Consider the following 13,202-nt stretch of genomic DNA (forward strand, 5'->3'; position numbering starts at 1 on the left):
TTTTAAGTCGATAAAGGGATTACCAATCAGACATTGTTGAGTTAAATATCTGATCGACAATTTCTTTTGTCAATTCTTCAATCAATGCATCCTGTACTTCGGTTAACATCTTGCTGCTGTCAAAATCCTGGAATGCAGTAAATGTCTCTTCCTTATCTTGCGATGGGTCTACGTTATTTCTGAAACGCATTCTGACACTCATTGTCAAGCGTGTTTCAGCCGCAAAGGCATCTGCCTGAACAGATAAAGGCATAAGGTCGTATTGAGTGACCTCTCCTTCTATTTCGAGATCGGGACTGACAGTCGTGAAAATCAGTTTGGTATTTCTATCGAATACATCTCTTATCCTGTCATTAAATACCTGTGTCAATGGTGGATATACAAGAGGTGCCTGATTCGGGAAATCTCTGATTTCGATTGTTTTGGTTTTTGAATAATCGAGTGATGCTCCGTTAAATTTATAAGATATGCTGCAAGCATACATCAGGAATGGGAGTACTATAAGCAATAATGCCGTTTTTTTCATAAATTTTCCAGGTTGTATTCTTTTATTTTCCGATAAAGTGTGCGTTCTGATATTTTCAGATCCTGAGCCGCATTTTTGCGTTTCCCATTATGACGTTCAAGTGCTCTTATTATCATATCTTTCTCTACATCTTGCAGCGAAAGTGTTTCTTCTTCGTAATCCCGTGCCTCCACAATATCAGAATCATCCACTTTGGATGACGATACTATGGCTGGCATATCCTCTTTTGTAGAGAGCGATGTATTCCTTTCGCTACTAACAATGATAGGAGTGAGGGAGCTTTCCGAATTATGCTTTATCGACGATGAAATGTCGGAAGGTTGTATATTTCCGGCAACAATATCATGAACAATTTTCTTCAGGTCGTTCATATCCTTTTTCATATCGAACAATACCTGATATAAGATTTCACGCTCATTATTAAAACTTTTAGAGTCGTTATGATCTTTTGTACTTATCGGAATAAGTCCTACTTCGTTGGCAGGTAGGTATAATTTCAATATTTCGGAGGTAATATCACGTGCCTGCTCTATTACAGATATTTGTTCCGTAATGTTTTTTAGCTGGCGGATATTTCCCGGCCAGTAATAATCTTTAAGTGTTTGCTTAGCGGCTTCTGTAAGGACAATTGGCGGCATGTTATATTTTTCGGCACAATCGCTGGCAAACTTTCTGAAAAGAAGTGGAATGTCTTCTTTTCTGTCCCTAAGGCATGGGATGCGGATAGGCACAGTGTTCAACCGATAGTATAAGTCTTCACGGAATCGTCCGTGCTTTGTTGCGCTGATCATATCCAGATTGGTTGCAGCTACTACGCGAACATCTGTCTTTTCTACTTTCGAAGAACCTACTTTAATGAATTCGCCTGTTTCTAATACACGCAGCAGACGAGCTTGTGTCGATAACGGCAATTCACCAACTTCGTCAAGAAATAAAGTGCCTCCATTAGCAACTTCAAAGTAGCCTTTGCGTTCGCCTGTAGCACCGGTAAACGAACCTTTTTCGTGTCCGAATAGCTCCGAATCGATAGTACCTTCGGGTATAGAACCGCAGTTGACAGCAATATAGCTACCATGCTTACGGTGGCTATAATTATGTATTATTTGAGGGAAGCTTTCTTTACCCACACCGCTTTCACCTGTAATAAGTACAGACATATCGGTAGGAGCTACCTGAAGAGCTATATCGATAGCCCGGTTCAGTTCGGGATTATTTCCAATAATACCAAATCGCTGCTTTACTTGTAGAATATCAGGTTTCGCCATAAGGAGCAAGACTTATAAAGGTCATCGACCTATTTATTATTTGTATCAGTGTCATGTGCAAGAATGCTTGGCAACAGATATTTATAGAATTTCAAAAAAAACTAAGTAAAAGAATGTATTTAATGTCGCATTTCAAAAGTATAACTATCAATCATTGTTATACTTGGATGGACTATTAAGTGTGTTTGCGATCTTAATACTGACAAAATTACATATTTTATTCATATTCTGTCAGCCTTTTTAGTAAAGATTTGTGAAGATCGGTTTTCAGTCTGTTGGTTTAGCTAATGCATAAGTCTTAGCTTTCAGGAATTCGCCAAACTCTTTTATGTCTGTGTATCCAGCCTGTTCTTTTGGCATAATAGGTTCCCCCAATCTAATATGTATCGTTTTACCTCTCTTGTTATATACTTCGTGTCCGAGACGCAACGAACGTAATTTCCAGCTTACTAAATCCAGAAAATTGAAAAACCATGAGTTGTGCCCGCTGAAGTACATTGGGATTACAGGTACTTTTGCTTTCTTTATCAGTTTTACTACCGGTTCTTGCCATTCACGGTCTTCGACCTCCATTTTGAGGCCTTTTAGTTTCGTCTTGGATACTGCTCCCGCAGGGAAAAAACCAAGCGGATGCCCTTCTTTCAGATGATCTATACATTGCTTTATGCCTTCGAGGCTCGAACGTGCAGCCAGCCTTCCGCTTTGAAACGGATTGACAACAATGAAATGCATAGCCATTGTATCGATCATGCCAAGAATGTAGTTCACCATCATCTTATAGTCGCCACGTACCGAACCTACTTTGTCGATGGCCGCTATTCCGTCTATGTGTCCGTAGGCATGATTGGATACAGTGATGAACGCCTTTCCTTCAAATTGATCGAGGACTTCTATATTTTCTACAATGATATTTACTCCTACATCTTTCAATAGGTTGTCGCAGAAAGCGACTCCTTCGTATTGCTTAGAAGTATCATAGATGCGGTTGACTTTGTTTAGTCCGGTCAGCCACATTGCAAAACTGATTATTATATTGCCAAATGTTCCTTGAAGAATAGGATTCATTTTGCGAAGTTCGTCTTTACTTATAAGTTTTTCTTTCATGCGAAAAAATGCATTAAATGAATGACAAAGGTGGTTAAAAATAGGAAAACAGGCAAATATTCTTTTCTGCTAATTTGTTAATCCTTTAGTTCGATAACCTCTAAGTCTCGGATGTTTCCATTATCTAAAATAAATCTGACAAGAGTTCTGACTTTATGAAAGCCGTATTTGCCGGCAGCGCCGGGGTTAATAAACAAACAATTATGTTTTTTATCGAACATTACTTTCAGTATGTGCGAATGCCCGTCTATAAATAGTTTAGGCGGATTGGTGTTTAATATTGTACGAATTCGCGGTTCATATTTTCCGGGATAACCTCCGATATGAGTTATCAGTATATCTACATCTTCTACGGTAAAGCGCAGAAATTCGGGATAGGCAGTGCGCACTTTACTGTCATCGATATTTCCATATACTGCTCTGAAAGGTTTTAGGGCTTCGAAACGAAGAGCCAGATCCATAGAACCAATGTCTCCTGCATGCCAGATTTCATCGCAGTCTGCAAAGTATTTTTCGTATTTGTCGTCCCACCAGCTATGTGTATCCGATAATAGTCCGATCTTTTTCATATGCGATTATAGATTTATACAAATAGAAAACACAACGGATAATAAGAATGTTCCCATCGATGTGTATTTGAGGTAGGGGTCTAAGAGCCGATTTTCTTTTGTGCGAATAATATTGGATAATATTTTTATAAAAAGTAAAAATACAAAAACGTAAAAATACTGATACCAGTTCGATAGATATAAAATTCCATATCCTACAAAACAAGCAAGTGAGCCAATAGTCAGAATGCTATGATATAGTTTTGCCTTATCGAGCCCTATACGAACAGGTATTGTAACTTTCCCCGATTTCTTATCATTTTCAAGATCACGCATATTATTAATATTGAGTACCGCAGCCGATAAGAATCCCAACCCGATAGCAGGTAGCCACGCTCTGAAATCTAAGGCATGCGTATGAAGAAAATAAGTGCCGACCACAGGGACAGGACCGAAGAAGATGAAAGAAAACAGATCGCCCAATCCTTTATATCCGTACGGGTTTTTTCCTGTTGTATATTTTATAGCTGCTACAATGGCTGCCAAGCCTAAGCCGAGAAAAATAAGAATATACTTTATATCCATAAATTGCAATGCTATATATATAAGGAGTGAACCCACTATTGCAGCCAGTCCGATAACTATATAGATGCCTCTTTTCATTTGTTGAGGTGTTATGGCTCCGCTTTGTACCGTACGCTTGGGGCCGACCCTTTCGCCTGTAATATCTGTCCCTTGCTGGTAATCGCCAAGGTCGTTGGCCATATTGGATAACAATTGCAAGATAGTTGCGATAAGGATGGTTAAAATGCAGACTGTGATATCGAACTTGCCTGTGCTGAAAGCCATGCTACTACCGCAGATAGCCGTAGCTACTGCAAGAAAAAGCGTTCGGGGACGCAATGCCGAAACCCAAGAGAATATTGATGCCATTCTTTTTAATATATTATCGATCTGAAAGCATCTATGCCAATGCTTAATCGAACGTCAAATTTAGTGTATTTTACGTTATTAAAAGAAGTGAATGCTCCAAAAGATATTAGTCTGGTGAGATTAATAGAGTATCCGGCCTCGGTATAGAATTTATTATCGGGGGTATACAGGCTTTTCAAATGAAGTGTTTCCATAAATGGCTGCCCCTGAAAAAACGGGATACGTTTCAGCAGGATATATTTACTGGTATAATTTATGCGTGTATCTATCCAGTGGCGGTTAGTAGAGTATTCATAGCTGTTTAGCATCAGGTACGAATCGAATGGATTTTTGCATGTCAAAAATGTATTTACAGCATCGAAATGATGATAGTCGGCAAAATGTATCCTGTCGTTATTGCCGATAAATATTCCTGCTTCTGCCGAGTAGTTGATATGGCTGAAATAGCTTAAAGCTAAAGATTGATTTATTCCTGCCTTTATTTTTCTGAATTTAGAATTGTTTGTCTGCCAAGAAGAAAACCCCTCTTCATAATCAATTAGAAATGTTGGCGACGCATAGTTCTCATATCTCTTTACTCCCTTTTTTATAGAATAATAAGCGTATGGTGTATATTCGAAACCGACATTATAAGACGTTTTATCAAAACTGTCATCACTATATATATTCGGTCTAATATTGCGTCTGGCTCCCCAGATCACAAAATCAGTATTATTGCTTAATCCTCGTCGTTTGGCAATCTCGAATCCTGTATTCAATTTGAGTCCGTTCGCTAAATCGATAGAATTCTGTACGGCAACGAAATCTTTTTGATAAAAATAACTAAGGTTTTTGCCTTTCGATAATGACGAATACATATTGTCAAGACGCGCAGCTCCTAGTGGATTGAAGTCGGCGGACATAGAGCCGGCTGATAAGCTTAAACTCCCAAGTTTCATTGGTGCATAATCCAGATCTATATTTGTACCACCAATAAAACGTTCTCTGGCTGTGGAGTAATACAGATAAGGGCTGATTCTTAATTTTTGTTTCTCATTGAGTTTGTTTGTAATCGTAAATTTTTGCCCGATCCAAGCTCCGTCGACAAAATTATATTCAGGTAGTATTCTTAGCAGACCGTCATATCTCACCCTCACTTTACTTGAGTCCGAGCCTGTTTGTCCTCCCATCAGCAAGTTTCCAAACGAAAATCTGGATGGTTTATGCTTTTCGCGAACCGAATCGATGCGTTGTTGTATTGAATCTTTTCTGACAAAGCTTATAGCCTCCCTTTCGTACAAAGGGATAACTCGTATCTGCTTCCAATACGAAGAGTCCCTATTTTGTGCCAAACTGTCCGATAAAGTGGTGTATAAAGAATCTGTTTTGATTTCAAAATTTCGCTTCGTGTTTTTCTTTTCGGCGATTGTTTTCATCGCGTCTTTATTTACATCTACATGTTTGTATTTAAGCGATGCATAATAGTTGAGAGCTCCGCTTATACCTAGAAAATCAAGATTGGAAGCGACAAAATAGCTGACAGGCAGATAAACATCTTCTGCTATTTTCTGATAAGTAATAGTATATGTTCGGTTGTCACCTAAATCATGGCTGCTCAGTTCGGCAAGATTTATATGCCATGTACCATCCACAATATAAATATAGCCTTCGAATAAAATGGGGTCTTTTACCTTTGGGCTAACTTTAATCTTGTTTATTGTCGTTCCATCTTCTTCGCTGTATCCTTCATATCTGAATTTGTAGTAAGAAAATGCATTTTCATTTAGCGGTGATATAAACTGTCCGAGTTTGGATGTATATAGTGACCCATTCATAATACTTATAGCTTCTTTCGAATCAAAGTTGTCGGGAATGCTGCTGGAAAAAGCTATTACCGTTTGCTTGTATTTGTCGGGGGCGTTATATTCTATTTCGTTGAATGTTTCCTGAACGAACATTTGGTTTCTAAGCTCCGAAGCCTTCATCCCTTCTGACTTTTGAATCATTCTGTCTAATAGTTTTGAGATTTTGAATAATTCCATATTCACCTTTATATATGTATCGGCAATATATCCTTTTACTGTATTTGCATAATAGGGGGCTTTAGCGATTGCTTTTCGCATTATTTCATAGGCTGGGTCTTCGGTATTTGATACGGTTACCTCTTTTAGATCAAAAGGTTTTTCTTCCAAAGAAATATTTACGATAGTAGTTTCATTAGGCAGTATTTGTACTCGGCGTTCGATTCGTTCAAAGCCCAGGCATTTAAATTCGACCAGATAACTGCCGGTGGGCAAGGCTGTCTGGTATTGTCCATTTTCATTGCAGACTAATCCGTGATTAATCTCCTTTATATACACGGTTCCTCCATGTAAAGGTTCGTTTGCTTTATCTGTAATTTGTCCTTTGAAATTTTGTGATGAAAGGTTGAATGTAAAAAAAAGGAAGAAGGATAAAATACCGAAATACTTCATGTGTTATCTGTTTTGCGTAATATCATTTAAACTGCAAATATATTAGAAATATTATACGTGGAAATTAAGAATGTGAAAAAGTGACGCTTTTTCGACAGGTTATGCTAACAAATGTTTATAAGGGTATTCGGTTTTAGATTATTTTATTATTTTTGCTAGTCAATATAAGTCAAACCTAACGAGAGAAATGCTAACTGTAGAAAAAATTGGTGGGACATCTATGTCTCAGTTCAAGGATGTATTGGATAATGTAATTGTAGGAAAGAGAAAACCGGAAGAACTATACAATCGTATATTCGTGGTATCAGCATATAATAATGTGACCAATTGGTTGCTCGAACATAAAAAAACGGGTGAGCCGGGAGTTTATGTTCAATTTCTCGAAAATGCCGATTACAGTATAGGTTTGGATAGCTTGTGTCAGCGCCTTCTCCTTATTAATGACGGATTCGAAAGTATCGGTCTGGATCTGGCTGAGGCTCGTGAGTTTATTACCTATCGTATCAAGCAGGCTAAAACGATGTTGCATAGCTTAAGTAAAGTATTGGCTTCGGGTTATGTCAATGCTGACGATATATGCTTGGCAGCGCGCGAAATATTGGCGTCTGTAGGTGAAGCACATTCGGCATGGAATTCAGTTAATATTTTGAATAATAGTGGTATATCCGCAAGATTTATCGACCTGTGTGGATTCAACGACTCGTTGCCACTTACTATAGATGAACGTATTCATCGTGCATTTAAAGATATAGACTTCGGTAAAGATCTTTGTATTGCAACAGGCTATACAAAGGGAACAGAAGGTATTATGCGTGCTTTCGACAGAGGATACACTGAGGTTACATTCAGTAAAATCGCGGTAGAGGTTCACGCTAATGAAGCGATCATACATAAAGAATACCACTTATCTAGTGCCGATCCTAATATTGTTGGGGTAGATAAAGTTGTTCCGGTGGGCTATACCAATTATGTTATTGCTGATCAGTTGGCGGATATAGGTATGGAAGCTATTCATCCTCAGGCTGCAAAGCCGCTCGAGTTGGCGAATATCAATATTCGTATAAAAAACACATTCGAATCGGAGCACCCTGGGACTATAATAACGAAAGAATATGTTTCTGAAATTCCAAAAATAGAAATAGTATCTGGTACAGATAAAGTATTAGCCATCGAGATACATGATCCTATGATGGTCGGTGAGGTTGGCTTCGACTTACGTATCATGCAGATGTTTTCTAAATTTGGAGTAAGCTATATACTAAAATCGACCAATGCTAACTCGATTACAATGGTAGTCTGGGACAATTATAAGTCTCGTGAGTTGATAGCTAGCCTCGAACAGGCTTTTTATCGTGTTATTTCGGAACGTGTAGCACTGGTGTGTGTTATGGGTACCAATATTGCAATGCCGGGATTCTTATACAGAGCATCTAAAGCTCTGTTCGAACAAGGTATCAATGTCGAAAGTTTTGCACAATCACTTCGTCAGGTAAATATGCAGTTTGTTATTAAGAGAGAACACTATAAAAGCGCTGTTATAGCTCTAAACGACGAATTGTGCCTCGATAAATAAGGCGAAATAGTATTTTAATATTTTTTTTATTGTAAATAATAAATTTAAATTCTATTTTTGCTAACTGAATATAGCAAAATAGATACTTTAATACCATCGTGGAACACTTCTAATCATTTTAGACATTCCATAACAAAATATAATCTTTTTGTCTCATTAGGATGTTTTTCTATCTAAAATTCTTTATTTTAGACGAATAAAACGAGATGCCGAGCGTTCTGATTAAAAGAAAGGTATATCGATGTGTATTTTTAATATATAAAAATCTTTGAAAGATAAAATGGATTTGTATATTTGTACGCTTGTACAAACACTATTTACGCCATTTTTACTGGATTTAGAATAAATATTGTATAAACAAATATTATAAATTTGAAAATTAAAAATTAATTCACTAAACTTAATTTATTTATTATCACTATGGAAACTAAGAGACAACAACCAAAACAAAAGCCTAGATCAAAAGGCGTTTCAGCTGCGATTGTAATTGTTGGCTGTGCTATTGTAGCATTCTGCTTTTTCATCTTTGTTTGTGGAAATCCTAGCGGTTTCGACGAAAAAGGGCATCCACTTCCAGGTAATGTTTTCGGAATTTTATACCAAGGGGGGTATGTGATACCTTGTGTAATCACATTGCTTCTTACTGTACTTGTTCTTTCTGTTGAGAGATTCTTTGCATTGAACAGAGCAAGCGGTAAAGGAAGCACGTCTAAGTTTATCTTAAATGCTAAAACTAAATTAGCTGCTGGCGACATCGCTGGAGCTGCAAAACTTTGCGATGAGCAAAAAGGTTCAGTTGCTAACATCCTAAAAGCAGGTCTTGTTAGATATGAAGATGTAGAGAAACTTACAGATCTTCATAACGACGAAAAAGCTGCTATTATCCAAAAGGAAATAGAAGAAGCTACTACATTAGAGCTTCCTTACCTACAACAAAACCTATCGATCATTGCAACAATCTCTTCATTGGGTACATTGTTCGGACTATTAGGAACAGTACTAGGTATGATCAAGTCTTTCCAAGCTATGAGTAGCGAGGGATCACCAGATTCAACAGCACTGGCACTAGGTATTTCTGAGGCCCTAATGAATACAGCAATGGGTATCGGTACAGGTGCGTTAGCTATTATCTCTTATTCTTATTTCTCTGGTAGAGTAGAAGAAATGACCAATGCAGTAGACGAAGTAGGCTTCGCTGTTGGTCAAACTTATACTCAAACTCACGGAGGTTTGTCTAAATAATTAATATTTTTAGATTAATTTGTGGAATTTCTATGAGATTCTACTCTAATAAGAAAACAAAGAGAAGATATGGCTAAAGTAAAGGTTAAAAAACAGGATACGTTTATCGACATGACGGCGATGAGTGACGTTACTGTGCTCCTGCTTACATTCTTCATGCTTACATCAACATTTTTACCAAAAGAACCCGTACAGGTTTTGACTCCGGCATCCGTGTCTGAGGTAAAGATTCCTGAAAACGACGTTTTAACAATACTAATCGATCCGCAGGGCAAAGTGTTTTTAAACATGGACAGACCTGAGAATAAGGTTGCAGTATTGAAGTTGATGGGGCAGGATTATGGTATTACGTTTGACGACAAACAAATAAAATCTTTTGTAGAATTGACCCATGTTGGGGTTCCTATGAATAGAATGTCTGGCTTGTTGAACTTACCAATGGATGAGCAGAGTGCTGAGATTAAAAATTTTGGGGTGCCTACAGATAGTACAAATAATCAACTATCACGTTGGGTAAAACATTTTAGGGAAGTAAATGAGGACGCATCTATCGCTATCAAAGCAGATCAGTCGACTCCATATCCATTAGTGGATGGTGTGATGAAAACTTTGATCGAATTGAAAGAAAACAGATATAGTCTTATAACCACTCTTAGGGGAATGCCGGAAGGCCTATAATAATCAAAAACTAAAAAGAAAGATTATGTCAGAAGTACAAACCGGTGGCGGCGAAAAGAAAAAAGGCAAACCCCAAAAGCTAAACCTACGAGTAGACTTTACTCCGATGGTTGATATGAATATGTTATTGATAACCTTCTTTATGTTTTGTACAACATTGAGTAAACCGCAGATCATGGATATTGCGATGCCTACCAATGATGAGAATTTAACAGAAGAAGAGAAAGATAAAGTTCCTGAGTCTAAGACGGTGACTCTTTTGCTAGGTGAAAATGATAAAGTATATTATTACTTTGGAAAACCTAAATATGAAGATTACACATCGTTGAAAGAGACTGATTATTCTCCCGAAGGTATTCGTGGAATTCTTTTAGAACGTAATGCGGCAGCTGTTCAAAAAATGACTGAGCTGAAGCGTGAAAAACGTGAAAATAAAAGAATGTCCGATGAAGACTTTAAGAAACAAGCAAGTGAAATTAAGAATGATAAAGAGTCTATGATTGTTGTAATTAAGCCGACAAGCGATGCAACATACGAGAATCTGGTTGATGCTTTAGACGAAATGCAAATTTGCAGTATCGGCAAATATGCAATTGTTGATATGGCCGAAGGCGATCAATTCTTAATTGAGAACTTGAAAACGAAAGGTGCTTATGGCGCTCAAGCTGCAACTCCGAAGTAATCACATTATTAAAAGAAGAAAATTATGGGAAAAGACATAAATTTGAATTCAGGCGAATGGTGTGATGTAGTCTTTGAAGGAAAAAACAAGCAGTATGGTGCTTATAGACTTCGTCAAAGTTCTTCAAAAAGACACATCGCGGCATTTATTGTAATGCTTCTGTTCGCTACGTTTGTCGCAGCGTTGCCAGGGCTAATCGGTGTTGTGAAAAATCTTACAGCGAAAGACGATCTTGGTCCGATGGAAGACACTTTTGCAATGTCGAATATACCTGTTGAAGAACAAGTACAACAAGAGAACCTGATTAAGCAGGAGACTGCACCACCGCCACCACCGTTGAAAACAACAGTGAAGTTTACACCTCCTGTTATCACAGAAGATGACAAGATTGATGAAGATAAGTTGATGAAGTCTCAAGAAGATTTGACTACAACTAAGATCACTATCTCTGTGGCTGACGTGAAAGGTACTGACGATAAGCATGGTGTTGATATTGCAGAACTAAAGGAACATAAAGTAATTGTTGAGCAAAAAGTAGACACTGACAAGCCATTTGTTACAGTTGAACAAATGCCAACGTTCCCTGGAGGCGAAATGGAAATGCATAAGTTTATTAACGAGAACCTAAAATATCCTGTTGTTGCACAAGAAACAGGTGTTCAAGGTCGTGTAACTATTCGTTTCGTTGTAACTAAAACAGGTGCAATTTCGGATGTAACAGTTATCCGTGGTATCGATCCTTCTTGTGATAAAGAAGCAGTAAGGGTTGTAAAAGCGATGCCAAACTGGATTCCTGGAAAGCAAAATGGTTTGAATGTACCAGTGTATTTTACACTTCCGATTGTATTTAAGTTAAGACAATAATAAATACTCTTCTTGAGGTATTTATTGCAAAACATAAAACTTAGTAAAGAAGAGAAGTTGGACTAAAAACCTCTTCTCTTCTTTTTAAATAATAGAGATGAAACAAAACAAATTTTCCTTTAGAATCGTATGGAGTCTACTAATGGTATTCTTTTACCTGTGTGTCGCTGTACTACTTGTATTCACTCCTATATTTGCGAACGTATCTTTGATTATTCGTATTATAATGGGCGTGCTGTTCTTTGTCTATGGATTGTTTAGGGGATATAGAATGTGGAAGTCATTGTAATTTTTCAGATTAAGATTTTATAAATATAATTTTATTATAATGAAAAAGCTAAGTATTATTTTTTGCACAATAATCATTCTCTTATCATCCTGTGGTGATAGAAGAAAAATAACACGGACTGATACGCTTACCAGCGGTATTGCCGAAATAGCCGTAGATGAGTGTTTTGCACCCATTATACAACAGCAGGTAGATGTTTTTGAAGCACTGAATCCTGATGCTACAATCATTCCTCTATATACAAGTGAAATAGGAATGTTTGATTTATTTATGAAAGATAGCTTGCGGTTGATTATCGCTGCACGCGAACTGACGCAAAACGAGATAAATGTAATAAAAGACCGGCAACGTACACCTCGGTCTCAAAAAATAGCAACAGATGGTATTGCTATCATTGTAAACAAGGCTAATACAGATACACTTGTTTCTGTAGCCGATTTGAAAAAAATATTCACCGGAGAAGTTCGTACATGGAATGAACTCCGCCCCGGTTCTTCATTAGGAGATATTGCCATTGCCTTCGATAGTCCAAATTCGAGCATGGTTCGATATATAAAAGATTCTATCTGCGGAGACGTACCTTTAGGTTCTAACCTACGGGCACGAGCAGAAGACGCGCAACAAACAATTGATATAAATTCGGAACGCACACCTAATCAGATGGTGATTGACTACGTGGCATCGACCCCGAATGCTCTCGGTATAATTGGTGTGAACTGGATTAGCAATCCGTCGGATACCACTAATCTTAGCTTTATAAATAATGTAAGGGTAATGTCTGTTAGCAAAGAAGAAAAAGCGACAGTGAAGGATAGCTATAAGCCTTATCCGTATCAACTTGCATTAGGAAAGTATCCACTAACCAGAGATATTTATGTAATAATTTCGGATGTTAGCGGTGGTTTAACATCAGGTTTTGTTACCTTTGTAGCTGGTGATCAAGGACAACGTATGATTACAAAAGCAGGACTGTTGCCCGCAACTCGTCCGATGCGATTGATACGTGCTAATCCGGGATTTGTAAAGTAATCTAGCATAAACAAAT

At 37.6% G+C, this 13,202-nt stretch carries 12 protein-coding genes; 6 read left to right on the forward strand and 6 right to left on the reverse strand.

The features are described 5' to 3' along the window. Positions 1 to 19: 19 nt before the first annotated feature. The 6 genes from lptE to G7Y56_RS01345 all read right to left on the reverse strand — a co-directional run bounded on the left by lptE (position 20) and on the right by G7Y56_RS01345 (position 6,829). Positions 20 to 526, reverse strand: a complete 507-nt coding sequence (lptE, locus tag G7Y56_RS01320) for an LptE family protein (protein ID WP_165020514.1) — start codon at positions 524 to 526, stop codon at positions 20 to 22. Continuing rightward, complete coding sequence (locus tag G7Y56_RS01325; RefSeq protein ID WP_165040440.1) at positions 523 to 1,791, reverse strand: sigma-54-dependent Fis family transcriptional regulator; 1,269 nt, start codon at positions 1,789 to 1,791, stop codon at positions 523 to 525. The genes lptE and G7Y56_RS01325 overlap by 4 nt, the downstream gene beginning before the upstream one ends. 267 nt (positions 1,792 to 2,058) lie before the next feature. Next, positions 2,059 to 2,895 carry a lysophospholipid acyltransferase family protein gene (locus tag G7Y56_RS01330; protein WP_165040442.1) on the reverse strand — a complete coding sequence of 279 codons (837 nt, stop codon included), beginning with the start codon at positions 2,893 to 2,895 and terminating at the stop codon, positions 2,059 to 2,061. A 77-nt stretch (positions 2,896 to 2,972) separates the two neighbouring features. Further along, a complete protein-coding gene (locus tag G7Y56_RS01335; RefSeq protein ID WP_165040444.1) occupies positions 2,973 to 3,464 on the reverse strand; it encodes a metallophosphoesterase in 492 nt (163 codons plus the stop codon). A gap of 6 nt (positions 3,465 to 3,470) precedes the next feature. After that, the gene (gene menA, locus G7Y56_RS01340) at positions 3,471 to 4,376 is read right to left on the reverse strand and encodes a 1,4-dihydroxy-2-naphthoate octaprenyltransferase (RefSeq protein WP_165040446.1); all 906 of its coding nucleotides are present in this window, start codon (positions 4,374 to 4,376) and stop codon (positions 3,471 to 3,473) included. Between the two features lie 5 nt (positions 4,377 to 4,381). Continuing rightward, positions 4,382 to 6,829: a DUF5686 and carboxypeptidase regulatory-like domain-containing protein gene (locus G7Y56_RS01345; protein WP_165040448.1), complete on the reverse strand. Its 2,448-nt coding sequence runs from the start codon at positions 6,827 to 6,829 to the stop codon at positions 4,382 to 4,384. 187 nt (positions 6,830 to 7,016) lie between these two features. Between G7Y56_RS01345 and G7Y56_RS01350 the strand changes: the two genes are divergently transcribed. From G7Y56_RS01350 to G7Y56_RS01375, 6 genes are all read left to right on the forward strand, one after another. Then, positions 7,017 to 8,402: an aspartate kinase gene (locus G7Y56_RS01350; protein WP_165040451.1), complete on the forward strand. Its 1,386-nt coding sequence runs from the start codon at positions 7,017 to 7,019 to the stop codon at positions 8,400 to 8,402. Between the two features lie 420 nt (positions 8,403 to 8,822). Further along, positions 8,823 to 9,644, forward strand: a complete 822-nt coding sequence (locus G7Y56_RS01355; protein ID WP_165020521.1) for a MotA/TolQ/ExbB proton channel family protein — start codon at positions 8,823 to 8,825, stop codon at positions 9,642 to 9,644. Positions 9,645 to 9,713: 69 nt separating this feature from the next. Then, positions 9,714 to 10,322, forward strand: a complete 609-nt coding sequence (locus G7Y56_RS01360) for a biopolymer transporter ExbD (RefSeq protein ID WP_165020522.1) — start codon at positions 9,714 to 9,716, stop codon at positions 10,320 to 10,322. Between the two features lie 25 nt (positions 10,323 to 10,347). Beyond that, the gene (locus G7Y56_RS01365) at positions 10,348 to 11,004 is read left to right on the forward strand and encodes a biopolymer transporter ExbD (protein WP_165020523.1); all 657 of its coding nucleotides are present in this window, start codon (positions 10,348 to 10,350) and stop codon (positions 11,002 to 11,004) included. A 24-nt stretch (positions 11,005 to 11,028) separates the two neighbouring features. Further along, positions 11,029 to 11,868, forward strand: coding sequence for an energy transducer TonB (locus G7Y56_RS01370; protein ID WP_165020524.1), 840 nt, complete (start codon positions 11,029 to 11,031; stop codon positions 11,866 to 11,868). 328 nt (positions 11,869 to 12,196) lie between these two features. Continuing rightward, positions 12,197 to 13,186 (forward strand): PstS family phosphate ABC transporter substrate-binding protein, encoded by a 990-nt coding sequence (locus tag G7Y56_RS01375; protein ID WP_165020525.1) that lies wholly within the window; start codon positions 12,197 to 12,199, stop codon positions 13,184 to 13,186. Positions 13,187 to 13,202 lie beyond the last annotated feature (16 nt).

This window comes from Dysgonomonas sp. ZJ709 (genome assembly GCF_011039195.1).
Taxonomy (GTDB): domain Bacteria; phylum Bacteroidota; class Bacteroidia; order Bacteroidales; family Dysgonomonadaceae; genus Dysgonomonas.

Excerpts from the sequence above, each read along its gene's own strand:
- lptE (WP_165020514.1), bottom strand. The coding sequence starts at position 526 with ATGAAAAAAACGGCATTATTGCTTATAGTACTCCCATTCCTGATGTAT.
- G7Y56_RS01325 (WP_165040440.1), bottom strand. The coding sequence starts at position 1,791 with ATGGCGAAACCTGATATTCTACAAGTAAAGCAGCGATTTGGTATTATT.
- G7Y56_RS01330 (WP_165040442.1), bottom strand. The coding sequence starts at position 2,895 with ATGAAAGAAAAACTTATAAGTAAAGACGAACTTCGCAAAATGAATCCT.
- G7Y56_RS01335 (WP_165040444.1), bottom strand. The coding sequence starts at position 3,464 with ATGAAAAAGATCGGACTATTATCGGATACACATAGCTGGTGGGACGAC.
- menA (WP_165040446.1), bottom strand. The coding sequence starts at position 4,376 with ATGGCATCAATATTCTCTTGGGTTTCGGCATTGCGTCCCCGAACGCTT.
- G7Y56_RS01345 (WP_165040448.1), bottom strand. The coding sequence starts at position 6,829 with ATGAAGTATTTCGGTATTTTATCCTTCTTCCTTTTTTTTACATTCAAC.
- G7Y56_RS01350 (WP_165040451.1), top strand. The coding sequence starts at position 7,017 with ATGCTAACTGTAGAAAAAATTGGTGGGACATCTATGTCTCAGTTCAAG.
- G7Y56_RS01355 (WP_165020521.1), top strand. The coding sequence starts at position 8,823 with ATGGAAACTAAGAGACAACAACCAAAACAAAAGCCTAGATCAAAAGGC.
- G7Y56_RS01360 (WP_165020522.1), top strand. The coding sequence starts at position 9,714 with ATGGCTAAAGTAAAGGTTAAAAAACAGGATACGTTTATCGACATGACG.
- G7Y56_RS01365 (WP_165020523.1), top strand. The coding sequence starts at position 10,348 with ATGTCAGAAGTACAAACCGGTGGCGGCGAAAAGAAAAAAGGCAAACCC.
- G7Y56_RS01370 (WP_165020524.1), top strand. The coding sequence starts at position 11,029 with ATGGGAAAAGACATAAATTTGAATTCAGGCGAATGGTGTGATGTAGTC.
- G7Y56_RS01375 (WP_165020525.1), top strand. The coding sequence starts at position 12,197 with ATGAAAAAGCTAAGTATTATTTTTTGCACAATAATCATTCTCTTATCA.